This is a genomic window from Paenarthrobacter nitroguajacolicus, from assembly GCF_051027655.1.
In the GTDB taxonomy this organism is placed as follows: domain Bacteria; phylum Actinomycetota; class Actinomycetes; order Actinomycetales; family Micrococcaceae; genus Arthrobacter; species Arthrobacter nitroguajacolicus.
In genome coordinates this window covers 3,363,741-3,387,789 of sequence record NZ_CP073234.1, presented here as the reverse complement: position 1 = coordinate 3,387,789, position 24,049 = coordinate 3,363,741, and the positions used below count along the sequence as shown (strand labels likewise).

Here is a 24,049-nt window from a genome sequence, read left to right as displayed (position 1 = left end):
CTAGCCGACTAGCCGAACAGCACAGACGCTTCGTCGTAGCGGTGTTGCGGCACGGTCTTGAGCTTGCCGAGAGCTTCCTCGAAGCCCACGTGGGAGATGTCCGTCCCCTTCAGGGCCACCATGGTGCCCCAGCGACCTTCCACCACGGAGTCGATGGCTGCCATGCCCAGGCGCGTGGCCAGGACGCGGTCGTAGGCCGTGGGGACGCCACCACGCTGGATGTGGCCGAGGATGGTGGCCCGGGTTTCGATGCCCGTGCGCGCTTCGATTTCGGGGGCGAGTTGATCAGCGATGCCGCCAAGGCGGGGACGGCCGAACGTATCCAGGCCGCGCTCGGAGTGCGGGGACTCCATGTGGTCCGGAACGAAGCCCTCGGCAACCACTACCAGCGGCGCACGGCCACGGTCGTGGGCTTCCTGGACCCATTCAGTGATCTGTTCGATGCTTGCCTTCTGCTCCGGAATCAGGATGGCGTGGGCCCCGGCTGCCATGCCGGCGTGCAAGGCGATCCAACCGACGTGGCGGCCCATGACTTCGGCGATCATGCAGCGGTGATGGGATTCGCCGGTGGTGCGCAGCCGGTCGATGGCCTCAGTGGCGATCTGGACAGCGGTATCGAAACCGAAGGTGTAATCAGTGGCATCAAGGTCGTTGTCCACGGTCTTGGGGACGCCAACAATCTTCAGGCCCGCGTCGGTGAGGCGCTTGGCAGCTGCCAGTGTTCCCTCGCCCCCGATAGCGATGATGGCGTCGATGCCAAGGCGTTCCATGTGTGCCTTGATGACGTCCGGGCCGCCGCCGTTTTCAAACGGGTTGGTGCGGGAAGTGCCCAGAATGGTGCCACCCTGCTTGGCGATACCGCGGACCATGGTGCGGGGGATGTCGATGACATCACCTTCAACTACGCCGCGCCAGCCGTCGCGGAAGCCCACAAACTCCTGGCCGTGGATGGCAATGCCCTTAAGGACTGATCCCCGGATCACTGCGTTGAGGCCGGGGCAGTCGCCACCGCTGGTAAGAATGCCAATTTTCATGTTTGCTCACTCATGGCTTGGAGGAATACGTGCAGAGCGCCACGCTGAGCTCCCAATGATTGTAGACGCGCATGTGGGGTGGGACACAAATGGTTACTTTTGACCCTGACCGTGCGGTATTGGAAACCTGGCTGAAAACAAGGAAACGCCCCGCCATTTGGCGGGGCGTTCCATTGTTTCGGCTGGCCGTAACCGGCAACTACCGGGAACGCTGGCTGATGAAGGATTCGAGCGCGATCTTGTTGTTCTGGTCCGGCAAGATGAGCCAGCCCAGGATATAGGCCACGAATGCGGGGCCGGGCAGCAGGCAGAAGAGCAGGAAAGCGACCCGGACGTACGCTACGTCGACCCTGAGCTTTGCTGCGATTCCGCCGCAGACTCCCCCGAGCCAGCGTTGCGGACCACGCTTCAGGCCGAAGCCCCTGACGATGCTGAAGAACTTGTCCATGGCTACACCCTTCCCTGTTGCGGTTGCTTTGTCACGTTGCTGCTTCGAGTCACTTCGCCGGGCTCTTCGTGGTGCCGGAGCCCTTACGGGCCGAGAGGAGACCACCCACGACCAAGGCGGCGCCGGCGCCGATCATCAGGCCGATCAGGACATACGTACCGTTCAGCGTGACCCAACCGAGTGTCGAGATGACGATTAGGGCCGCCAGGGCGATCACAATCAATCCCCACACCACTGTGCCGATCCGGGCCTGGCGGGGTTCGTCGTCGTCCGCGTGCTCCACCTTGAAGCTGGGCTCCAGCGGTGGCGTGAGCGGGATCTGCTGAAGGCTCGGCTTTGGAAGGGCCTCCGTGGGGCGGGTTTCCTTGGGCAGTGGCTCGCTTGCTTGGGCTTCGCGTGCCTTGCCTGGCTCGTTGGTGCTCATATCAGTTTCCTTCCTGGATGGTCACGTTGCTGAACGTGCCGTCAATTTCCACCACGAGGTTGGCTCCGGGCTTTTCTGTGTTGTAGAGGGTCCTCTCGTCCTGCAGCCGGCCGCCCCGGTCCGTGCCGCGTTCGTTGAGGTTGCCGAATGTCATGTCTGCCCGGACCTCAACGGGGACGTCATCGGGAATGACCACGGTGACGTTGCTGGCTGTGGCATCAACCGGAATCAGGACCTCGGAAACCAGCGGGGGCGTCATGGTGATTTCGCTCAGGTCCACCACACCTTGTGCCCCGGTTACATCGATGCCTTGCCGTGCCTGCTCCAGACTGGTGGGCGCCCAGTTCACGTCATGGAAGGTGAAGCGGTCGCCGTCCCTGGGGACCACATTGAAGATTCCGCCGATGATCAGGGCGGCCACGGCGAGAAAGCCAAGGAAGCCTGACGTCCGCCCACGAAGTCCCGCGATGAGGATGCCCAACCCGAGTACGGCGGCACCGGCAGCCCACACCACGGCGTTGCCCGAGTTGCCCAAATCGATGACGTTTCCGGCGTCGAGCGCTTTCAACGTGCCGCCGGCAAGAAGTGCCGCACCGGCTGAGACCGAAACGATCGCAGCCCCGGGTCCCCTGCGCTTGGGAACGGCGGGCTCGGGCTGCCAACCTTGCGGGGGAGTGGAACCGTAAGGAGGACGCGGGCCCGAAGGCGTGGACGGTCCTGAGGGGCCGAACGGCCCTGACGGGGGAACCGGCCCGGAACCGTAGCCACCTGCCGGGCCGTAGGCACCGCCTGCGGAAGGAGCTCCGTAGGATTTGCTGCCGGGCTGGCCACTGCCGTAGACAGGCACACCGGTGTTAGTGCCGGTGGTCGTGGTGGACGCGAAGGACGTGGGCGTACCGTAGGCAGCTGTCCTGCCGGAAGAGTACGGCGTCGCGGAGTAATTCTGATGGCCCACAGGTGGAGTTCCCTTCGAAGCTTTGTTGCGTTGAACCAGGAAGTAGATGAGGTAGAAGACGCCGCCCATCCAGAAGAGCGTCCAGAACAGTCCGGGCAGTCCATCCCAACCCCAGCCCCAGAAGCCGCGGCCCAGGCTGGGCAGGCCGATAATGGTGGTGATCAACGCACCGGTCATGCCCCCTGACCATCGGCCCGCGGCTGCTTCCTGCACGTGGATGCGGCCGTCAGGCTCCGGGAGGAGCGCCCAGGCTACGCCGTACAGCAGCACGCCGACGCCCGCGAACAGTGCCAGGACAATGAAGATGCCCCTCACAATCAGGGGGTCGATGCCGAACCGGTGGGCCACTCCGCTGGAGACGCCGCCGATCCAACGGTCCGGTCCCCGGCGGATGCCTTGGTCACGGATCCAGTCGAAGAAGTTCTGCTGGGAGGTTGCAGGAGCGCTGCCGGCTTGCGGATAACCGCCGCTGGGGGCACCGGTTCCCGAGGGCACGCCGGCTTCATCGGGTGCCGCGGATGGTGCCCCCGAAGGTGCCCCGGAGGGTGCCTCGGACGTGGCCCCGGATGTAGCGCCAGGGGCGCCGGTGGAAGCGCCGGTGTTGGCGCTGGAGCCGGATTCGCCGGCGGTGCCTGGCGTTCCGGGTTCCTCTGGGTTCATGCTGTTCGCGTTCATACTTCGATCCTGCCGCCCGGGCCATCCTTCCCTCTACTGGGGGATACCCTGATTGATCCCTGAGGGACCCCCGAACAACGCCGGTTTCCGGTCCGGGGCACCCTGATCCGTGTTTGGATTGGTACATGACAACCGTTGTGCAACGCCCCACGCTGGTCCGCAGCAGCGACCGCATGATCGCGGGCGTTTGCAGCGGTTTGGCCGATCATTTGGGCTGGCCGGTCAAGTTCGTCCGGCTGGGGATGATTCTGGCCTGCTTCGCCGGTGGAGCAGGCGTGGCCTTCTACGCGTGGCTGTGGACCATGGTTCCCACCGCGGACGAGAACGCCAAGCGCAACGCCCGCCGCCCGGCGTCGCCCATTGCTCCTGCGGTGAGCCTCCCGCCCACCTCTGTGGCACTCGGCCCTTCCGCGGCGCCAACGTACGACGCCGGACCCTCGCCGACGGTGGCCGGCGCGCCTCCGGTGTCCGGTTCAGTCGCAGGGAGCAGTCGTGTTCCAGGCAACGGTTCTGTCCCGGGTATCGGTTCTGCCCTCGGGCATGCAGGCGCCGGGTCCGTCGCCGAACCTGCGGCCTTTGGCAGTGCCGCGTCATCGTGGGATTGGGCAGCATCCAGGGACAAAGCAACCAACGGCACCGGAAGTACGTTGTCGTCGTGGTTCACGTTCCGCAAGATCCAGTACGGCAAGGAAATCCTGCTCGGCGCAGCCTTGCTCTTGGTTGCTGCGATCCTGATCGCCCGCCAGTTCGGCGTCGACGTCCCTTTGGGGACACTCATTCCGGCGGCCGCCATCCTCGGTGGCGCAGCGATTGCCTGGATGCAGCTCGATGAGACCCGCAGGGCCGGCCTGGTGGACAAGACGAAGGCCGACCAAGCCGGCGGATGGACGCGCTTGGCAGCGGGATTGGCCCTAGTGGTTGCCGGCGTCCTGGTGATGGTGTCCGGTTCGGGGTCGTGGGAGCAGACGTGGCTGGCGCTCCTTGCCTCCGTCGCTGTCCTGGGCGGTGTTGCCTTGGTATTGCTGCCGTGGGGGCTGAAGTTCTGGAAGGACCTTGAAGCGGAACGGGCCGGCAGGGTCCGTGAAACTGAACGCGCAGAGATCGCTGCCCACTTGCACGACTCCGTCCTTCAGACCCTGGCACTCATCCAGCGCCGTGCGGGATCCGAGCAGGACGTCATACGGCTCGCGAGGGCCCAGGAACGCGAACTCCGCTCCTGGCTGTTCAGTGATCCCGCCAAGGAATCGGGCCTTCTGGCAGACAGGATCAAGGCCGTGGCGGCAGAAGTGGAGGACTCCCATGGACATGCCGTGGAGGTAGTCACTGTAGGGGACACCGACATGACGGACCGGCACGAGGCCTTGGTCCAGGCAGCCAGGGAAGCCATGCTCAATGCCGCCCGCCATGGTGGCGGGACAGTGTCCGTTTACTTGGAGAGCACTGCCGGTAGTACGGAGATCTTCATCAAAGACCGCGGCCCGGGCTTCGACCCTGATGCTGTCCCGGATGACAGGCTGGGCGTTAAGGAGTCGATCATCGGCCGGATGAAGCGGCACGGCGGCACGGCGGTCATCAACAGCAGCAGCGATGGAACGGAAGTCCGATTGGCCCTTCCATCAATAAGTCCGGACGCCAGCGAGCAGCGGAATGGCGACCTGCGGAATGCCGAACATCGGAATGGAGAAACAAAGCAATGAACAACAGCCCTGAAAGTGGTGTCGGACGCAGGGTGCGCGTGGTCATCGTGGACGACCACACCATCTTCCGTTCCGGTTTGAAAGCGGACCTCGACGAACGTATGGATGTGGTGGGCGAGGCCGGCACCGTGGAACAGGCCATTGCCGTCATAGCCGGGACCCGCCCTGAAGTCGTGCTCCTGGACGTGCACCTCCCGGGCGGATTGGGCGGTGGCGGACGTGAAGTCATTGCCGGCTCCGGCGCTTTGCTCGGCACCACCAGCTTCCTGGCCTTGAGCGTGTCCGACGCCGCCGAGGACGTGGTGTCGGTCATCCGGGCCGGAGCACGTGGATACGTCACCAAAACCATCTCGGGCAAGGAGATTTCCGACGCCGTCATCCGCGTGGCCGATGGCGATGCCGTCTTCTCTCCCCGTTTGGCAGGCTTTGTACTGGACGCTTTCGGGACCGCTCCCGCTGACATCGCAGACGACGAATTGGACAAGCTTTCTGCCCGCGAACTCGAAGTCATGCGGCTCATTGCCCGGGGTTACAGCTACAAGGAGGTGGCCAAGGAGCTGTTCATCTCCATCAAGACGGTGGAAACACATGTGTCGGCAGTACTGAGGAAGCTCCAGCTATCCAGCCGCCACGAACTTACCAAGTGGGCGGCCGAGCGTCGACTCCTCTAACGCTCTCTCATTTCCCGTCGGGTTTTCCCGATCGCTCTCTCACTTCCCGCGCCTTAAACGGAAACGCTCTTCCACCTGTCACAGGTGGAAGAGCGTTTCCGTTGGCTGGTTGCTACTTGGCCTTGCCCAGGAACTCCTGGATGCGGCGGACACCCTCTGCGAGGTCGTCATCGCCGAGTGCGTAGGACAACCGCACGTAGCCGGAAGGACCGAAGGCTTCGCCCGGAACGACGGCAACTTCAACTTCGTCGAGGATGAGGGTGGCGAGTTCCGCAGAGGTGGACGGGCGGACGGGACCATTGGAGGTCTCAAATTCCTTACCCAACAGGCCGCGCACGTCCGCGTAGACGTAGAAGGCGCCGGTCGGCGTCGGGCATTCAACACCTTCGATCGCGTTCAGGCCGGCGACAATCGCCTTGCGGCGTCGGTCGAACGCAACTTTCATTTCGTCGACGGCGGTCAGCGGACCCGTGAGGGCTGCTGCGGCTGCGATCTGCATGATGTTGGAGACGTTGGACGTCGCATGGGACTGCAGGTTGGTGGCGGCCTTGATGACGTCGGCAGGGCCGATCATCCATCCCACGCGCCAACCGGTCATCGCGTAGGTCTTGGCAACACCGTTGAGGATGACAACCTTGTCGCCCAGTTCCGGCGCAGCAGTGGCGATGGACGTGAACTCGACGCCGTCGTAGGTCAAGTGCTCGTAGATCTCGTCAGTGACAACCCAGAGGCCCTTGGACGCGGCCCACTTGCCGATCTCCGCAACCTGCTCCGGGCTGTAAACAGCGCCGGTGGGGTTGGACGGGGAAACGAACAACAGGATCTTGGTCCTGTCCGTGACAGCGGCTTCGAGCTGCTCGACGGTTACCAGGTAGCCCTGTTCCGGGCCGGCGAAGACCTCAACGGGCACGCCGCCGGCGAGTCGGATGGCTTCCGGGTACGTGGTCCAGAAGGGAGTGGGGATGATGACTTCGTCGCCCGGGTCCACGAGGGTCGCGAACGTGTTGTAGACGGCCTGCTTACCCCCGTTGGTCACCAGGACCTGGGAAGGATCAACCTGGTAACCGGAGTCCCGCAGGGTCTTCTCGGCGATAGCCTTCTTCAGCTCGGGGAGGCCACCGGCGGGGGAGTAGCGGTGGTACTTCGGCTGGCCTGCCGCCTCAATGGCGGCCTGGACGATGTAGTCCGGGGTTGGAAAATCAGGTTCGCCGGCACCGAAACCGATCACGGGACGTCCCGCGGCCTTCAGTGCCTTGGCCTTGGCGTCAACGGCAAGGGTGGCGGATTCTGCAATGGCGGAGATTCGCTGTGAAATGCGGGCGGTAGTTGTTCCGGCAGACATCTATGTACCGTTCTACGCAGGCAGCTCGAGGGCTGGATGATGGGATTCGACGTAAACTACCTTATGCTGTTCTGCGGAGCTCCCGGGTGCCTACAGAACTTTGTGACTGATAATGCTGGTCACAGGCTTTTACGGCTGGGGACTCCGGAATCGGGCCGGTTCGACTAACGCGAATTTCTTGCGTAGACTGGTTCACCGGTGTTGAAAAGCACCACAGGCTGAAGTGCGGCCTGAAACATGGATTCGATCCATAGGGTAGTGGCGCAATTGGTAGCGCAGCGGTCTCCAAAACCGCAGGTTGCAGGTTCGAGTCCTGTCTGCCCTGCGCAAGCTGTTCCGGCGGAAACGCCGGGGCACGCGCAGCAACCATGGCTCTGATCAGAGTCGGGTCAACGACTTTGCAAGGTGAGTGAGGACCAGGTGACCGAAACAGCTGCCAGCAGCTCGAAGGGCCGTCCCGCCAAGAAAGCCGATCGTGGCTTCTTCGCCCGTATTGCACTCTTCGTCCGCCAGGTAATTGGTGAACTGAAGAAGGTCGTTGCACCCACCCGCAAGGAACTGATCAATTACACGCTCGTGGTGCTGGTGTTCGTGGCCATCATGATGCTCATCGTCAGCCTGCTGGACATCGCCTTCGGGACGGGAGCCAGCTGGGTCTTCGGTGGGACAGGCGTCACGGACCGCTAAGCGGATCTGTCCGCAAACTGTGTGAAATTCCTTGTTAGCTCAGGGATTTTGCGGGGTTTGCGGAATTGAGCCATTTAAATAGGCATGTTAGGCAATGAGGAAGCAGGAGACCAAGTGTCTGAGCAGGAGCTCGAGGTAAACGAGACTGAGCTGGAAGAAACTGAGGGCGCCGCAGCTGAGGCTGTGGAAGAGTCCGAGGTTGATTCCGCTGCGCCCGAATCTGCCGACGCCGACGATTCCGAAGAGGACTTCGAAGGCGACGTGGACGCCGAGTCTGATGACGCGCCGGACGACGCTGCAGGCGACGAGGAAGAGTCCGACGGCGACGACCTGGCAGCCGCTGCTGCTGCAGCGCCGGCCGATCCGGCTGAAGAATTCAAGGGCAAGCTGCGCCGCCAGGAAGGTGACTGGTACGTCATCCACTCCTACGCCGGTTACGAAAACCGCGTGAAGGCCAACCTTGAGACCCGCATCCAGACCCTGGACATGGAAGATTACATCTTCGAGATCCAGGTGCCCATGGAAGAGGTCGTCGAGATCAAGAACGCGCAGCGCAAGGTCATCAACCGCGTGCGCATTCCCGGCTATGTCCTTGTCCGCATGGACCTGACCGACGCTTCCTGGGGCGCCGTTCGCCACACGCCGGGTGTCACCGGCTTCGTGGGCAACGCCCACAACCCCGTCCCGCTGCGGCTCGATGAGGTCTTCTCCATGCTCGCCCCGGTCTTCGAAGAAGAGCAGGCAGAGCAGGGCAAGCCCGTCAATAAGCAGAACCAGGCTCCCGTGGCCGTCGACTTCGAGGTCGGCGAGTCGGTCATCGTCAAGGAAGGTCCGTTCGAGACCCTCCCGGCAACGATCTCCGAGATCAAGCCCGAGTCCCAGACCCTGGTGGTCCTGGTCTCGATCTTCGAGCGCGAAACCCCGGTGACGCTCGCATTCAACCAGGTCACCAAGATCTAGCTGATTCCAAAATTTCGCTCCAGTCCTGCCTGCTTAGCAGTTCGGGAGCGGCCGGCCGCCTCGCCATGGCGGCCACCAACCTGGGACGCGCTCCTGTGTCCCAGGAAGCTATTGAGAGAAGGACCCTACATTGGCTCCCAAGAAGAAGGTCACCGGCCTCATCAAGCTGCAGATCCAGGCAGGTGCCGCTAACCCGGCTCCGCCGATCGGTCCTGCGCTTGGCCAGCACGGTGTCAACATCATGGAATTCTGCAAGGCGTACAACGCTGCAACGGAATCCCAGCGCGGAAACGTTATCCCGGTTGAAATCACGGTTTACGAAGACCGTTCCTTCACCTTCATCACCAAGACCCCGCCGGCTGCAGAGCTCATCAAGAAGGCTGCAGGCGTCGCCAAGGGTTCGGCTACCCCGCACACCGTCAAGGTTGCAAAGCTGACCCAGGCACAGGTTGAGGAAATTGCTTCCACCAAGATGGAAGACCTCAACGCCAACGACATCAAGGCAGCTGCCCTGATCATCGCAGGCACCGCCCGCTCCATGGGCATCACCGTAGAAGGCTAGTAACCTTCGAAGGCCCTTGTGGCCTTCACCCGCCGGGCAACCGGCATCTGAAACATTGAAATGTCGCAGGATCCTTGCCGGATCCGCGACTTGTGGCAGGGCCCAGCGCGGTCCGCAGACCACAACTGCACAAGGAGAAATAGCAGCATGGCAAAGCGCAGCAAAGCATATGAGGCAGCCGTAGCCAAGATCGAGGCAGACAAGGTCTACGCCCCGATCGAGGCCATCACCCTCGCGAAGGACACCAATCCTTCCAAGTTCGACGCAACCGTTGAGGTCGCTTTCCGTTTGGGCGTTGACCCGCGTAAGGCTGACCAGATGGTTCGTGGCACCGTCAACCTGCCCCACGGCACCGGTAAGACCGCCCGCGTCCTCGTTTTCGCAACCGGCGACAAGGCTGAAGCAGCTATCGCTGCCGGCGCCGACTTCGTTGGTTCCGATGACCTGATCGAAAAGATCGCAGCCGGCTGGACCGACTTCGACGCCGCAGTGGCAACCCCTGACCTCATGGGCAAGGTTGGCCGCCTCGGTAAGGTCCTCGGCCCGCGTAACCTGATGCCGAACCCGAAGACCGGTACGGTTACCCCGGACGTCACCAAGGCTGTCAACGACATCAAGGGTGGCAAGATCGACTTCCGCGTCGACAAGCACTCCAACCTGCACTTCATCATCGGCAAGGTGTCCTTCGACATCAACAAGCTGGCTGAGAACTACGCAGCTGCTCTGGAAGAGGTGCTTCGCTTGAAGCCGTCCGCTTCCAAGGGCCGCTACATCCAGAAGGCTACCGTTGCCACCACGTTCGGCCCGGGCATCACCGTTGACCCGAACGTCACCAAGGTCCTCGTCGACGCGTAAGCTTCGCGGGCACTTGCTCTGATAAAAGGACCGTCCGGCTTTGCCGGGCGGTCCTTTTTCTTGCCCTTTTCCCTGTTCACCACGGGGGGAGAGCCGTAGGCTGTGGTGCGTGCCGACGTCGAACTCTTCCGCCATTGCCGGGTTGTCCGTGCAGCGGATCCCGGTCCCGAAAAGCCCCGACGCGAAGGGGGAGCCTGATTTCCGCGCCTTCCATGACCTGGACGTTGCCCACCACATGGATCTCTGGGGAAACCTGGACCGTTGCTCCACGCTGGCCGAAGCTGTCCTCTTCTGGCAGGGCAATGAATACGAAGAACGGCATGTTTTCCTGGCATGCCTCGACGGAACCGTAGTGGGCAGCGGCACACTGACTCTGCCCCTTAGCGAAAACACGACGACGGCGGGCGTGGACGTCCTGGTGGACGCTGCCTTTCGTCGGCGCGGCATTGGGACTAGGGTCCTCGGGGTGCTGGAGCAAGTGGCGCGTGAGCGGGACCGCACGTCCTTTGACGCGTTTTGCGCGGAACCAATCCGGCTCCTCATCCCGGGCATTGAGTTGCTGGAGGCAAAGTCAGGAACGGGTGGCGTCCCAATGAATTCCGCCTCTACCCGCTTTGCCCTCCATCACGGATATTCCCTGGAGCAGGTCGAAACCAACAGCACGCTGCCCCTCCCGGTCGAAGAAGCGCTGCTGCAGAACCTTGAAGAGCAGGCAACAAACCGGGCAGCAGGCTACAGCCTCATCGGGTGGCAGGACCGCTGCCCTGATGAGCTTGTGGATGTGTTCGCGAAGCTCAAAAGCCTCATGAGCACCGAGGTGCCCATCGCAGGCCTTGGCTGGGAGGGCGAGGACTGGGATGCCAACCGCGTCCGTCTCGAGGAATCCACGTGGCTGGCAGGCGGCGTTGCTTCCATGGCAACTGTTGCCCGGCACGACGCCACAGGGGAGTTGGCGGCCTACACCATACTTACCCACCGCGAGGCTACCCCGGGCATGGTCTACCAAGAGGACACGTTGGTTGCCCCAGGGCACCGCGGACACCGCCTTGGCATGCTGGTCAAGATTGCCAATCTTCGCCGTATTCACGAGCTATGGCCCAGCGCCACGTCCGTTATGACATGGAACGCCGATGAAAACCGGCATATGCTGGCCATAAATATCGCACTAGGATTCAAGCCCTCCGGCTTTGACGGCGAATGGCAGAAACGGCTGGAATGACTGTAGACGAGGCGAAGACCGTTCAAGTCGAGCAGCTGTGGGTGCCTGACACCCTGGACAGCCCCGACGCCGCTGATTTCCTGGACGCCGTTGAAGTTGGGCGCCGGGTACGTATGGAGACATGGGGGAGTGACGACCTCGCCTATACGCCTTTGGAAAAGCTGTTGGAGTTTTCCGATCCCTATGAGCGCCAGATTATTTTGGTGGCAAAAGTAGAGGGCGTCATTGTGGGCACGGTAGATATTGCCTTGCCCTTGGCGGATAACCTGGACCTGGCCGAGTTCACCCTGGACATCCTTCCTGAGTTCCAGGGCCAAGGGGTTGGCCGTCAGTTGCTGGAGGCAGCGGAGCAGCTCGCCCGGGCGGAGGGACGCACCATGGCGTTGGTGGATACCAACCACCCGGCAACGTCGCTCACTGAGATACCCGAGGACCAGTTGATCCCGGGCAGCGGGGCCGGGTTTGTTCCTGAGAGCAGCAGGGAGGTGGACTTCGCCAAGCGTGCCGGGTACACCCTTCAACACATCGAACAGTTCAGTTCATGCGTGCTCCCCCTGGATTCCAAGCTGGTGGGGGATCTGCAGCTTGAAGCCGAAGAAGCCAACGGCGGCCGGTACACCCTGCACCACTGGACTGACCGTTGCCCCGAGCCCTGGCTGGAAGCCGTGGCCGCCCTGGAGAACGCCGCTGGCGAGGTAGTCCGTGACGCTGGCGACGAAGACGCCCCTGAAGTGGAAGCGAGCGGCATGGTCTTCGACGCAACGGTACTTCGCGAAACCGAGGATGCGGCCTTGGCGCAGGGCCGGCGCACGGTGGTGACCGCCGTCGAGCATGTAGAGAGCGGGCGGCTGGTGGGTTTGACCACCATCAGCGTCCTTGCGCACCGCCAGGATGTGGTTTTCCAGGACGACACGTTGGTCCTGCAGGAGCACCGGGGCAACAAGCTCGGTCTGTTGATCAAGATCGCCAACATGGAACGGCTGAGTGAGCAGTTTCCGGACGCCCGGGTCATCTATACCTGGAACGCGCCCGAGAACAGGTACCTCCTGACCGTGAACAAGCAGTTGGGATTTACCACCGCGGGCGTCACCGGACTGTGGCAGAAGGAACTTCCGGGCAGGCTCACAGGGGCTACATCGTCAGACTAGGCATGGCCGATTTGGTTTGCCGAACACTCTCCCGTAACCTTGAAGTACCAAAGACCGTCGGTTGATGGGAATCCACTCTTTCGAGCAAAGCTCAAATCTGTAGCTGTGCCCTTGAGGTAAAAGCGGATTCCTTGACGAAGGACCCTGAACATAGGGCGGCCGGCGCAGGTGAACGAAGCAAGTCTCCACGGATCAAACTGTGTTGAGCCAAGCCCCGTGCATCTGCGCGGGGCGTTTTTAGTTTTAGCTCTCGTGAGCGGGGACCCGGAAGACCGGCTTTATTCCCCGGAAGGAGGGTTATGACAACGCCTAGCAAGATCTCAGCAGTTGCAGAGATCACCAACGATTTCAAGGAATCGAACGCGGCTGTCCTGACCGAATACCGCGGGCTCACTGTTGCACAGCTCAAGGAACTGCGTGTTGCGCTCGGCCAGGACACCAAGTTCTCGGTCGTCAAGAACACCCTGAGCGCCATTGCAGCCAAGGAAGCTGGAGTTGAAGCATTCAACGATCAGCTCGCCGGCCCTACTGCAATCGCCTTCATCAAGGGTGACGCTGTTGCTGCTGCCAAGAGCCTGACGGACTTTGCCAAGGCCAACAAGCAGCTGGTTATCAAGACCGGCGTCTTCGAAGGCAAGGCATTGGACGCAGCAGGAGTTGCCGCACTGGCAGCCCTCGAGTCCCGCGAGCTGCAGCTTGCACGTGTTGCTGGTGTCCTCAAGGCTCCCGCATCCGCTGCTGCACGCATCATCGACGCCCTGCGCCTCAAGCTTGAAGAAGAGGGCGGCGCATCTGCACCGGCCGCTGAAGAAGCCCCGGCCGCTGAAGAGGCTGCTGCTGAAGAGGTCGCGGCTCCGGCCGAAGCCGCTGAAGCTGCAACCGAAGAGAACTAAGTTCTCCCCTCAATCAAACTCTGGTGCATGGACAGGCTTAGCCCGGATCTGCATCAACTAATGGAAGGACGCCACCATGGCGAAGCTCAGCAACGAAGAGCTCATTGAAGCTTTCAAGGAACTGACCATCATCGAGCTCTCCGAGTTCGTCAAGCTCTTCGAAGAGACCTTCGAAGTTACGGCTGCTGCTGTTGCAGTTGCTGGCCCCGCTGCCGGCGGTGCTGCTGAAGCTGCTGAAGAGAAGACCGAATTCGACGTCGTTCTCGAAGCTGCTGGCGACAAGAAGATCGCAGTGATCAAGGAAGTTCGCGCCATCACCTCCCTCGGCCTCAAGGAAGCCAAGGACCTGGTTGACAGCGCACCGAAGGCTGTTCTCGAAGGCGCCACCAAGGAAGCTGCCGAGAAGGCAAAGGCTCAGCTCGAAGAAGCTGGCGCAACGGTTACCCTCAAGTAACTCGTCTTGCTTGTGGAAGCCCCGTCCGGTTCGCCGGGCGGGGCTTCCTGCGTTTAATACACGCAAGGTTTCGGGCACCCAAGTAGGTAGCAGTTAAGCGCGTTTTGGGCTCTCAAAACGTGCTCAGCTGCGACTTAGTTGGGTTCGCTGATGTCCGCTACTACCGCGCCCAGTGCTGCGGTGAGTGCGTCCGCGTCAACGAAAGCACTTCGGCCATGCGCCCCGGCACCCATCGAGATACGTCGCCCGGCAATGGTGGCGTCGGCATAAACAGGCCACGGTGTGGTGCTGCCAAGCGGAGTGATGGTTCCACGCTCGTAGCCGGTGGCGGCCAAGGCGACGTCGGCGTGGGGGAGCGAGAGCTTATTGACGCCTACCAAGGCTCGCAGCTTGGGCCAGGAGATCTGGCGGTCCCCGGGAATGAGTGCGAAGAGGAAACTGCCGTCGCGGTGTTTGACCACCAACGACTTGACAATGTCCGCGGGCCTGATGCCCAGGATGACGGCAGCCTCTTCCAAACTGCGGGCAGCTGGACGCTCGACGACGTCGACGTCCAGACCGCGCGCGGCGGCGTCTGACAGGAATCGTTCGGCACCCTCCATCCCGGGCACAGGCACTGCGTTAGTCATCAGTCGCGGTAAAGGAGGAGGGCTTCACCCTGGCCTCCGCCTCCGCACAAGGAGACAGCCGCTTTTCCGGTCCCCCTGCGCTTGAGCTCGTGTGCGGCATGCAGCGCGAGCCGTGCCCCGGACGCCCCGATGGGGTGGCCCAAGGCAATGGCGCCGCCGTGGATGTTGCACTTCTCCAAGGGATAGCGGAGGTCCTTGAGGGACTGGACGGCCACGGAACCGAAAGCCTCATTGATTTCGATGAAGTCCAGGTCCTCTGCCGTCCAACCGGCGCGCTTCAATGCCTGGGCTATGGCGTTCGAAGGTTGTGAATGGAGCGAGTTGTCAGGTCCTGCAACCTGCCCGGGCTTGCCCACCACAGCCAGGTAGTCCAGCCCGTTGTCCTTGGCGAAGCGGCGACTGGTCAGTACCAGTGCGGAGGCGCCGTCGGACAGGGGAGAGGAGTTGTCGGCCGTGATGGTGCCGTCGGTGGCGAATGCAGCCTTGAGCGGTGCCAGCGTCTCCACTGTGGTGTTGGGGCGAATGCCTTCATCCGTGGTGAGCACCAGTGGATCGCCCTTGCGCTGCTTGACGCTTACCGGAGCGATTTCGACGTCGAAGGTTCCGGCCGCGATGGCGGCGGCAGCCCGTTGGTGCGAGGCTGCCGCAACTTCATCCTGGGCCTTGCGATCGATGCCGAGCGTGACGTTCTTCGTTTCCGTGGACAATCCCATGGACTGTCCGTCGAAAGCATCGGTGAGGCCGTCATGGGCGGCGACGTCCAGCGCCTGGATGGCTCCGTACGTCCACCCTTGCCGGGATCCCGGGAGGAGGTGTGGCGCCCGGGTCATGGATTCCTGGCCTCCGGCAACTACCACTGTGGCGTCGCCGCTGCGGATCATGCGTGCGGCATCAATGACGGCTGTGAGGCCGGATAGGCACACCTTGTTGATGGTGACGGCAGGGATGTTCCAGCCGACACCTGCGGCGATTGCGCTCTGCCGGGCCGGATTCTGGCCTGCACCGGCCTGAAGAACCTGGCCCATGATGACAGCGTCCACCTGCTCGGCTTTGACACCGCTGGCCGCCAGCGCGGCGGTTATGGCATGAGCGCCGAGGTCGACGGCGGTGAAGCCCGCCAATTGCCCGTTGAGCCGACCCTGTGGTGTGCGGGAAGCAGCAAGGATGACAACGTCATTGTCGTCAGCGGAGTTGGTCATGGTCTCTCTTCCGATCCGGGAGTGGTGTAGCAAGGCTATCGCGGAGCGCGCGCCAGCCTATCTCTTCAACAATTGTGCCGTTACCCCCATTCCTTGCCGGCTTCCCCAAGTATGTGCCCGGGCATTGGTGCCTGCAGCAACCGTGCTTGCAATCACGGCCGATCTGGGGTAGACAGAAAGGCTGCTTTGCCGTATCGTAGATATTTGCGTCTTCCCTGTTAACCTTCAGCCTTCATATAGCGGTGGGCTTTACCTCTCAGCTGCGTCATTGACGTGCCGTTCCGAAACGTGCACTGTCATAAGCGGACTGGGTCCGGGTCATATAGCGGAACCGGAACAAGTATCCTGCGGAGCACTCTGCAGGATGCAAACGGGGGAGATCTGAAAACGCCTGAAGGTCTGTGGAAGGATCCCTCTTGGTCGCCTCGAGCACCTCTAATAACGAAACCGCTAACACGGCAAGCACCGATGGTGCCACCCGCCGCCTCTCATTCGCAAAGATTCACGAACCACTTGATGTTCCGAATCTTCTCGCCCTGCAGACAGACAGCTTTGACTGGCTGGTCGGAAACGAACGCTGGCAGGCGCGGGTAGCGAAGGCTGTCGAGGAGGGCGACCTCAGCGTCGCCACCACCTCCGGACTTGCCGACATCTTCGAAGAGATCTCCCCCATCGAGGACTTCCAGGGCACTATGTCCCTGAGCTTCTCCGAGCCGGAGTTCGCTGACCCGAAGTACACCATGGCCGAATGTAAAGACCGTGACGCCACCTACTCGGCCCCGCTGTACGTCAAGGCCGAGTTCATGAACAACAACACGGGCGAAATCAAACAGCAGACCGTGTTCATGGGCGACTTCCCCCTCATGACTGAAAAGGGAACGTTCGTCGTCAACGGCACCGAGCGTGTCGTTGTCTCCCAGCTGGTCCGTTCGCCGGGCGCCTACTTTGAGCGCACCGCTGACAAGACCAGTGACAAGGACATCTTCACTGCGAAGATCATCCCGTCGCGTGGCGCATGGTTCGAACTCGAAATCGACAAGCGCGATCAGGTCGGCGTTCGCCTCGACCGCAAGCGCAAGCAGTCGGTCACGGTTCTCCTGAAGGCCCTTGGCTGGACCGAAGGCCAGATCCTGGAAGAGTTCGGCCAGTACGACTCCATGCGTGCAACGCTGGAGAAGGACGCCACCGAGACCCGCGAAGACGCGCTTCTGGACATCTACCGCAAGCTGCGTCCAGGCGAGCCGCCCACAGTTGAGGCTGCCCAGTCCCTGCTGGACAACCTGTACTTCAACGCCAAGCGCTACGATCTTGCCAAGGTTGGCCGTTACAAGATCAACCGCAAGCTCGGCATCGACCGTTCCCTTGGCGACAAGGAAGCATCGGTCCTGCACGTTGAAGACATCGTTGCCATGATCAAGTTCCTCGTTGCGCTTCACGCCGGCGAGAAGACCCTCATGGGCAAGCGCGACGGCGAAGACCACGAGCTTCGCGTCGACGTCGATGACATCGACCACTTCGGCAACCGTCGCATCCGCGCCGTTGGCGAACTGATCGAGAACCAGGTCCGCACCGGCCTCTCCCGCATGGAACGCGTCGTCCGCGAACGCATGACCACGCAGGACGTCGAGGCCATCACGCCGCAGACACTGATCAACATCCGTCCCGTCGTGGCAGCCATCAAGGAGTTCTTCGGAACTTCCCAGCTGTCGCAGTTCATGGACCAGAACAACCCGCTCTCGGGTCTGACCCACAAGCGCCGCTTGTCCGCGCTTGGCCCGGGTGGTCTGTCCCGTGACCGTGCAGGCATGGAAGTTCGAGACGTTCACCCGTCCCACTACGGACGTATGTGCCCCATCGAAACTCCTGAAGGCCCGAACATTGGTCTGATTGGTTCGTTGGCATCCTACGGCCGCATCAACCCGTTCGGCTTCATCGAGACGCCGTACCGCTTGGTTTCCGAGGGCGTCGTGTCCGACGAAGTCCAGTACCTGACAGCCGACGACGAAGCCGAGGTCCTGATCGCACAGGCCAACGCTCCGCTGGATGCCGACAAGAAGTTCTCGGAAGAGACCGTTCTTGTCCGTGCCCGTGGTGGTGGAGGCGAACCTGTTCTGGTTCCCGCTGCCGACGTTCAGTTCATGGACGTTTCCCCGCGCCAGATGGTGTCCGTGGCAACCGCCCTGATCCCGTTCCTTGAGCATGACGATGCCAACCGTGCACTCATGGGTGCCAACATGCAGCGCCAGGCCGTGCCGCTGGTCCGTTCCGAGGCTCCTTTCGTGGGCACCGGCATGGAGCGCGCAGCAGCCGTCGACGCCGGTGACGTTGTCATCGCGAAGAAGGCAGGTGTGGTCACCGAGGTTTCCGCCGAGCTGGTTGTCATGATCAACGACGACGGTACCGAGACCAACTACCGCATCAACAAGTTCGCCCGTTCCAACCAGGGCAACTGCTACAACCACCGCGTATTGGTCAGCGAAGGCCAGCGCCTGGAAGTTGGCGGCATCATCGCTGATGGTCCCGCAACGGACCAGGGCGAGCTCGCCCTTGGTAAGAACCTGCTCGTGGCATTCATGTCATGGGAAGGCCACAACTTCGAGGACGCCATCATCCTCTCCCAGCGCATTGTTGCTGAGGATGTACTCTCCTCCATCCACATCGAGGAACACGAAATTGACGCCCGCGACACCAAGCTTGGTGCCGAGGAAATCACTCGTGATATCCCCAACGTGTCCGAGGAGGTCCTTGCAGGCCTGGACGAGCGTGGCATCATCCACATCGGTGCCGAGGTTGAAGCCGGCGACATCCTGGTCGGAAAGGTCACCCCTAAGGGTGAAACCGAGCTGACTCCGGAAGAGCGCCTTCTCCGCGCGATCTTCGGTGAGAAGTCCCGCGAAGTCCGCGACACCTCCCTGAAGGTGCCCCACGGCGAGTCCGGTACGGTCATCGGCGTGCGCGTCTTCGACCGCGACAACGATGATGAACTGCCCCCGGGCGTGAACCAGCTGGTCCGCGTCTACGTTGCAGCCAAGCGCAAGATCACCGACGGCGACAAGCTCGCCGGCCGTCACGGCAACAAGGGTGTCATCTCCAAGATCCTTCCGATCGAGGACATGCCCTTCCTTGCAGACGGTACCCCGGTGGACATCGTCCTGAACCCGCTGGGTGTTCCGGGTCGAATGAACGTTGGCCAGGTTTTGGAAACCCACCTCGGTTGGGTTGCCAAGACCGGTTGGAAGATCGAGGGCGAGCCGGAGTGGGTCAAGAACCTCCCGAACCTGCCCCGTGAAACCGGCCAGACCACCGTTGCCACCCCGGTGTTCGATGGCGCCCGCGAAGAAGAAATCACGGGCCTGCTTGACTCCACCAACGTGACCCGCGATGGCGACCGCCTGATCGACTCCTCCGGTAAGACCCGTCTGTTCGACGGCCGCTCCGGCGAGCCGTTCCCGGATCCGATCTCCGTCGGTTACATGTACATCCTGAAGCTCCACCACCTGGTGGACGACAAGATCCACGCGCGTTCCACCGGCCCGTACTCCATGATCACGCAGCAGCCGCTGGGTGGTAAGGCTCAGTTCGGTGGCCAGCGCTTCGGTGAAATGGAAGTGTGGGCGCTCGAAGCTTACGGTGCCGCTTACACCCTTCAGGAACTCCTCACGATCAAGTCGGATGACATCCATGGTCGTGTGAAGGTCTACGAAGCCATCGTCAAGGGCGAGAACATCCCTGAGCCTGGCGTTCCCGAGTCCTTCAAGGTCTTGATCAAGGAAATGCAGTCGTTGTGCCTGAACGTGGAAGTTCTTTCCACCGATGGAACCACGATCGAAATGCGTGACTCTGATGACGCAGTCTTCACGGCTGCGGAAGAACTGGGCATCGATCTGTCTCGCGCAGAGCCCAGTTCCGTAGAAGAGGTCTAGCAGCTGTTCCGGCGGGCAGCCTCACAACTGTCCGTCGGAACAACTCCCTCTTCCCGTAACCAAGACTTCAGAATTTAGAGAACAAGAGAGAACAGGGACCATATGTCCAGCGAATCCTCCTTCGGCCTCATGCAGATCGGCCTCGCCACCGCGGAAGACATCCGCGGATGGTCTTACGGTGAGGTCAAGAAGCCGGAAACCATCAACTACCGCACGCTCAAGCCCGAGAAGGACGGCCTCTTCTGCGAGAAGATCTTCGGCCCGTCCCGCGACTGGGAATGCTACTGCGGTAAGTACAAGCGCGTCCGCTTCAAGGGCATCATCTGCGAGCGTTGTGGCGTTGAAGTCACCCGCGCCAAGGTGCGTCGTGAGCGCATGGGCCACATTGAGCTGGCCGCGCCTGTAACCCACATCTGGTACTTCAAGGGCGTTCCCTCGCGCTTGGGCTACCTTTTGGACCTGGCACCGAAGGACCTTGAAAAGGTCATCTACTTCGCTGCCTACATGATCACCAGCGTTGACACCGAAAGCCGTCACGCTGAACTGCCGAACCTCCAGGTCGAGCACGACCTCGAGAAGAAGCAGATGGTGGACAACCGCGACAGCGACATCGCCACGATCGCCCGCGACCTTGAAGACGAGCTTGCCCGTCTTGAAGGCGAAGGCGCCAAGGCTGCCGACAAGAAGAAGGCCCGCGACTCTGCTGACCGCCAGATGGCGAACGTCCGCAAGCGTGCCGACGCCGACATCGAGCGCCTTGAGCAGGTTTGGGACCGCTTCAAGAACCTCAAGGTCGCGGACCTTGAAGGTGACGAAGGCCTCTACCGCGAACTGCGCGACCGTTACGGGCTGTACTTCGAAGGCTCCATGGGTGCCGAGGCCATCAAGAAGCGCCTCGAGACCTTTGACATGCAGGCTGAAGCTGAGTCACTGCGCGACACCATCCAGAACGGCAAGGGCCAGCGCAAGACGCGTGCCCTGAAGCGCCTGAAGGTTGTCAACGCGTTCCTGACCACCAACAACAGCCCGCTCGGCATGGTTCTCGACGCCGTTCCGGTGATCCCGCCGGAATTGCGCCCGATGGTCCAGTTGGACGGTGGCCGCTTCGCGACCTCCGACCTAAACGACCTCTACCGCCGTGTGATCAACCGCAACAACCGACTCAAGCGACTGCTTGACCTCGGTGCTCCGGAGATCATCGTCAACAACGAGAAGCGCATGCTTCAGGAAGCTGTTGACAGCCTGTTCGACAACGGTCGTCGTGGCCGCCCCGTTACGGGTCCGGGCAACCGTCCGCTGAAGTCCCTGAGCGACATGCTCAAGGGCAAGCAGGGTCGTTTCCGCCAGAACCTCCTCGGCAAGCGCGTTGACTACTCCGGCCGTTCGGTAATCGTCGTCGGCCCGCAGCTGAAGCTGCACCAGTGTGGTCTGCCCAAGCAGATGGCCCTGGAGCTCTTCAAGCCGTTCGTGATGAAGCGCCTGGTTGACCTCAACCACGCACAGAACATCAAGTCGGCAAAGCGCATGGTCGAGCGTTACCGTCCGCAGGTTTGGGACGTGCTGGAAGAGATCATCACCGAACACCCGGTGCTGCTCAACCGTGCACCTACCCTGCACCGCCTCGGCATCCAGGCCTTCGAACCGCAGCTTGTGGAAGGCAAGGCAATCCAGCTTCACCCGCTGGTTTGTGGCGCCTTCAACGCTGACTTCGACGGCGACCAGATGGCAGTACACCTGCCGCTGAGCCCGGAAGCCCAGGCCGAGGCCCGCATCCTGATGCTGTCCTCGAACAACATCCTGAAGCCGTCCGATGGCCGTCCGGTGACCCTTCCTTCGCAGGATATGATCATCGGCCTGTACCACCTGACCACCAAGCGCGTCGGTTCCGCCGGCGAAGGCCGCATCTTCTCCTCGGTTTCGGAAGCCATCATGGCGTACGACGCCCGTGACCTGCACCTGAACTCCCAGGTGAAGATCCGTCTGGACGACTTTGTGCCTTACGCAGGATGGGAAGCTCCGGAAGGTTGGGAGCCCGGTCAGCCGGCGCTCGTTGAAACCTCCCTGGGCCAGGTCATCTTCAACCAGACGCTGCCTGAGGATTACCCGTGGGTTGAGGCTGTTGCGGATAAGGGCGAACTGTCCCGGATCGTCAATGACCTCGCCGAGCGCTACCCGAAGGTTGTTACGGCGGCAACGCTGGATAACCTGAAGGATGCCGGTTTCTACTGGGCCACCCGTTCGGGTGTCACGGTTGCCATCTCCGACATCGAGGTGCCGACTTCCAAGCCTGCCATTCTGGCCGGTTACGAGAACATGGCTGCCAAGATCCAGGGCCAGTACGACAAGGGCCTGATCGACGACGACGAGCGTCGCCAGGAACTGATCGAAATCTGGAACAAGGCAACCAACGAAATCGCCCAGGCGATGCGTGACAGCCTGTCCCCGATGAACACCATCAACCGCATGGTGTCCTCCGGTGCACGTGGTAACTGGATGCAGGTCCGCCAGATCGCGGGTATCCGTGGTCTTGTGGCCAACCCGAAGGGTGAGATTATCCCTCGCCCGATCAAGTCCTCGTACCGCGAGGGCCTGTCGGTTCTGGAATACTTCATCGCCACGCACGGTGCCCGTAAGGGTCTGGCCGATACCGCTCTCCGTACCGCCAACTCGGGTTACCTGACCCGTCGTCTGGTGGATGTTTCGCAGGACGTCATCGTCCGCGAAGAGGACTGCGGTACCGAACGCGGTCTGGTCACCCCGATCGCCGTGCCGGATTCCAACGGTGAGCTCGTCCTGGACGAGAACGTCGAGAACAGCGCCTACGCCCGTACGCTGGCCGTCGACGTCGTCGATGCCCAGGGCAACGTCCTGGCTGCCGGCGGCACCGACTGCGGCGACGTCGTCATCGACCAGCTGCTGGCTGCAGGCATCACCGAGGTCAAGGTCCGCTCCGTGCTCACTTGTGAGTCCAAGGTCGGCACCTGTGCACTTTGCTACGGCCGTTCGCTGGCCACTGGCAAGACCGTGGACATCGGCGAGGCCGTGGGCATTATTGCCGCACAGTCCATCGGTGAGCCGGGTACCCAGCTGACGATGCGTACGTTCCACACCGGTGGTGCTGTTTCCGCCGGTGGTGGCGACGACATCACCCAGGGTCTGCCCCGTATCCAGGAGCTCTTCGAAGCCCGTACTCCGAAGGGTGTCGCACCGATTGCTGAAGCAGCCGGCCGCATCACCATCGAAGAGTCCGAGCGCCAGATGCGCCTGGTCATCACTCCGGACGATGGTTCCGAAGAGATTGCCTACCCGGTGCTGCGCCGTTCACGTCTCCTCATCGAGGATGGCGAGCACGTCAGCGTCGGCCAGAAGCTGATCAACGGTCCGGTGGACCCGAAGCAGGTTCTGCGCATCATGGGCCCCCGTGCCGCACAGAAGTTCCTTGTGGACGAGGTTCAGGGCGTTTACCGCAGCCAGGGTATTGGTATCCACGACAAGCACGTCGAGGTTATCGTCCGCCAGATGCTGCGCCGCGTGACCGTCATCGAATCCGGCGACTCCGACCTGCTCCCCGGTGAGCTTGCAGAGCGCGCCCGCTTCGAGGACGAGAACCGCCGCGTCGTGTCCGAGGGCAAGGCCCCGGCTTCGGGCCGTCCGGAACTCATGGGTATCACCAAGGCTTCCTTGGCTACCGAGTCCTGGCTGTCGGCAGCTTCCTTCCAGGAAACCACCCGCGTCCTGACGCAGGCGGCCATGGAAGGTAAGAGCGATCCTCTGCTCGGCCTCAAGGAAAACGTCATCATCGGTAAGCTCATCCCGGCTGGTACGGGTCTGCCCCGCTACACAGAGGTCACTGTGGAGCCGACGGAAGAAGCGAAGGCAAGCCTGTTCACGGGCCCCAGCGCTTTCACGGACTTCTCCTATGACGCCCTGGGTGGCGACGGCGCTCCCGAGTTCCACGCCATCCCGCTGGATGACTACGACCTCGGCAACGACTTCCGCTAAACCGGCTCACGCCGTCACCGCAAAGTTGACGCTGTAAGGTCCGGCCCCGTACTCAATGAGTGCGGGGCCGGACCCGTTAACGGCGGCTTTTGCCCGGCGAGGCGGGGGAGCGGAGGACGACGGCGGCAGCCGGCCTGCGCCGTCGTCCTCCATACACCCGATTAAGGCGCCAGATCAAGCCGTGCTAGACTTTTGGTAATTGTTCTGTGTGGCAGTGGATGAAGGCCGCCGCAGCATCATTTTGGTTTTGTTCTCATGGTGCTGGGTGGAGC

General features: G+C 62.0%; 19 protein-coding genes and 1 tRNA gene. 13 read left to right on the top strand and 7 right to left on the bottom strand.

Features of this window, described 5'->3' with window-relative positions:
• Positions 1-8: 8 nt before the first annotated feature.
• The 4 genes from KCX59_RS16075 to KCX59_RS16060 all read right to left on the bottom strand — a co-directional run bounded on the left by KCX59_RS16075 (position 9) and on the right by KCX59_RS16060 (position 3,536).
• Positions 9-1,034, bottom strand: coding sequence for an ATP-dependent 6-phosphofructokinase (locus KCX59_RS16075; RefSeq protein ID WP_014922397.1), 1,026 nt, complete (start codon positions 1,032-1,034; stop codon positions 9-11).
• 199 nt (positions 1,035-1,233) lie between these two features.
• Positions 1,234-1,482: a PspC domain-containing protein gene (locus KCX59_RS16070; protein ID WP_054809083.1), complete on the bottom strand. Its 249-nt coding sequence runs from the start codon at positions 1,480-1,482 to the stop codon at positions 1,234-1,236.
• 49 nt (positions 1,483-1,531) lie between these two features.
• On the bottom strand, positions 1,532-1,906 hold the full coding sequence (locus tag KCX59_RS16065; protein ID WP_179019707.1) for a hypothetical protein: 375 nt from the start codon (positions 1,904-1,906) through the stop codon (positions 1,532-1,534).
• 1 nt (position 1,907) lies between these two features.
• Positions 1,908-3,536: a PspC domain-containing protein gene (locus KCX59_RS16060; RefSeq protein ID WP_179019709.1), complete on the bottom strand. Its 1,629-nt coding sequence runs from the start codon at positions 3,534-3,536 to the stop codon at positions 1,908-1,910.
• A 125-nt stretch (positions 3,537-3,661) separates the two neighbouring features.
• Here KCX59_RS16060 and KCX59_RS16055 point away from each other — a divergent pair, with 125 nt between their 5' ends.
• Positions 3,662-5,233, top strand: a complete 1,572-nt coding sequence (locus tag KCX59_RS16055) for an ATP-binding protein (protein ID WP_179019711.1) — start codon at positions 3,662-3,664, stop codon at positions 5,231-5,233.
• Positions 5,230-5,904 (top strand): LuxR C-terminal-related transcriptional regulator, encoded by a 675-nt coding sequence (locus KCX59_RS16050; RefSeq protein ID WP_178997214.1) that lies wholly within the window; start codon positions 5,230-5,232, stop codon positions 5,902-5,904. The genes KCX59_RS16055 and KCX59_RS16050 overlap by 4 nt, the downstream gene beginning before the upstream one ends.
• Before the next feature lie 112 nt (positions 5,905-6,016).
• Here KCX59_RS16050 and KCX59_RS16045 read toward each other — a convergent pair whose 3' ends face one another.
• The gene (locus tag KCX59_RS16045; protein WP_178997212.1) at positions 6,017-7,246 is read right to left on the bottom strand and encodes a pyridoxal phosphate-dependent aminotransferase; all 1,230 of its coding nucleotides are present in this window, start codon (positions 7,244-7,246) and stop codon (positions 6,017-6,019) included.
• 252 nt (positions 7,247-7,498) lie between these two features.
• Between KCX59_RS16045 and KCX59_RS16040 the strand changes: the two genes are divergently transcribed.
• The 9 genes from KCX59_RS16040 to rplL all read left to right on the top strand — a co-directional run bounded on the left by KCX59_RS16040 (position 7,499) and on the right by rplL (position 14,024).
• A tRNA-Trp gene (locus KCX59_RS16040) sits at positions 7,499-7,571 on the top strand.
• A gap of 80 nt (positions 7,572-7,651) precedes the next feature.
• A complete protein-coding gene (secE, locus tag KCX59_RS16035; RefSeq protein WP_091469017.1) occupies positions 7,652-7,933 on the top strand; it encodes a preprotein translocase subunit SecE in 282 nt (93 codons plus the stop codon).
• Between the two features lie 114 nt (positions 7,934-8,047).
• Entirely contained in the window at positions 8,048-8,893 is an 846-nt protein-coding gene (gene nusG / locus KCX59_RS16030) for a transcription termination/antitermination protein NusG (protein ID WP_179019713.1), read from the top strand.
• Between the two features lie 130 nt (positions 8,894-9,023).
• On the top strand, positions 9,024-9,455 hold the full coding sequence (gene rplK / locus KCX59_RS16025) for a 50S ribosomal protein L11 (protein WP_011775609.1): 432 nt from the start codon (positions 9,024-9,026) through the stop codon (positions 9,453-9,455).
• A 147-nt stretch (positions 9,456-9,602) separates the two neighbouring features.
• Positions 9,603-10,310, top strand: a complete 708-nt coding sequence (gene rplA / locus KCX59_RS16020; RefSeq protein ID WP_024817602.1) for a 50S ribosomal protein L1 — start codon at positions 9,603-9,605, stop codon at positions 10,308-10,310.
• Positions 10,311-10,419: 109 nt separating this feature from the next.
• On the top strand, positions 10,420-11,529 hold the full coding sequence (locus KCX59_RS16015) for a GNAT family N-acetyltransferase (protein WP_179019715.1): 1,110 nt from the start codon (positions 10,420-10,422) through the stop codon (positions 11,527-11,529).
• A complete protein-coding gene (locus tag KCX59_RS16010) occupies positions 11,508-12,677 on the top strand; it encodes a GNAT family N-acetyltransferase (protein ID WP_178997209.1) in 1,170 nt (389 codons plus the stop codon). Before KCX59_RS16015 ends, KCX59_RS16010 begins: the two co-directional genes overlap by 22 nt.
• 299 nt (positions 12,678-12,976) lie before the next feature.
• A complete protein-coding gene (gene rplJ, locus KCX59_RS16005) occupies positions 12,977-13,570 on the top strand; it encodes a 50S ribosomal protein L10 (RefSeq protein WP_011775605.1) in 594 nt (197 codons plus the stop codon).
• A 76-nt stretch (positions 13,571-13,646) separates the two neighbouring features.
• The gene (rplL, locus tag KCX59_RS16000) at positions 13,647-14,024 is read left to right on the top strand and encodes a 50S ribosomal protein L7/L12 (protein ID WP_011775604.1); all 378 of its coding nucleotides are present in this window, start codon (positions 13,647-13,649) and stop codon (positions 14,022-14,024) included.
• Between the two features lie 134 nt (positions 14,025-14,158).
• Here the strand turns inward: rplL and KCX59_RS15995 are convergent, their stop codons facing one another.
• Both KCX59_RS15995 and KCX59_RS15990 read right to left on the bottom strand, forming a co-directional pair.
• The gene (locus tag KCX59_RS15995; protein WP_179019717.1) at positions 14,159-14,653 is read right to left on the bottom strand and encodes an aminoacyl-tRNA deacylase; all 495 of its coding nucleotides are present in this window, start codon (positions 14,651-14,653) and stop codon (positions 14,159-14,161) included.
• Positions 14,653-15,852 (bottom strand): acetyl-CoA C-acetyltransferase, encoded by a 1,200-nt coding sequence (locus tag KCX59_RS15990; RefSeq protein ID WP_179019719.1) that lies wholly within the window; start codon positions 15,850-15,852, stop codon positions 14,653-14,655. The genes KCX59_RS15995 and KCX59_RS15990 overlap by 1 nt, the downstream gene beginning before the upstream one ends.
• 416 nt (positions 15,853-16,268) lie before the next feature.
• On the opposite strand from KCX59_RS15990, the gene rpoB reads away from it, so the two are divergent.
• Positions 16,269-19,775, top strand: a complete 3,507-nt coding sequence (gene rpoB / locus KCX59_RS15985) for a DNA-directed RNA polymerase subunit beta (RefSeq protein ID WP_091469639.1) — start codon at positions 16,269-16,271, stop codon at positions 19,773-19,775.
• 102 nt (positions 19,776-19,877) lie between these two features.
• Positions 19,878-23,777, top strand: coding sequence for a DNA-directed RNA polymerase subunit beta' (locus KCX59_RS15980; protein ID WP_011775600.1), 3,900 nt, complete (start codon positions 19,878-19,880; stop codon positions 23,775-23,777).
• Positions 23,778-24,049 lie beyond the last annotated feature (272 nt).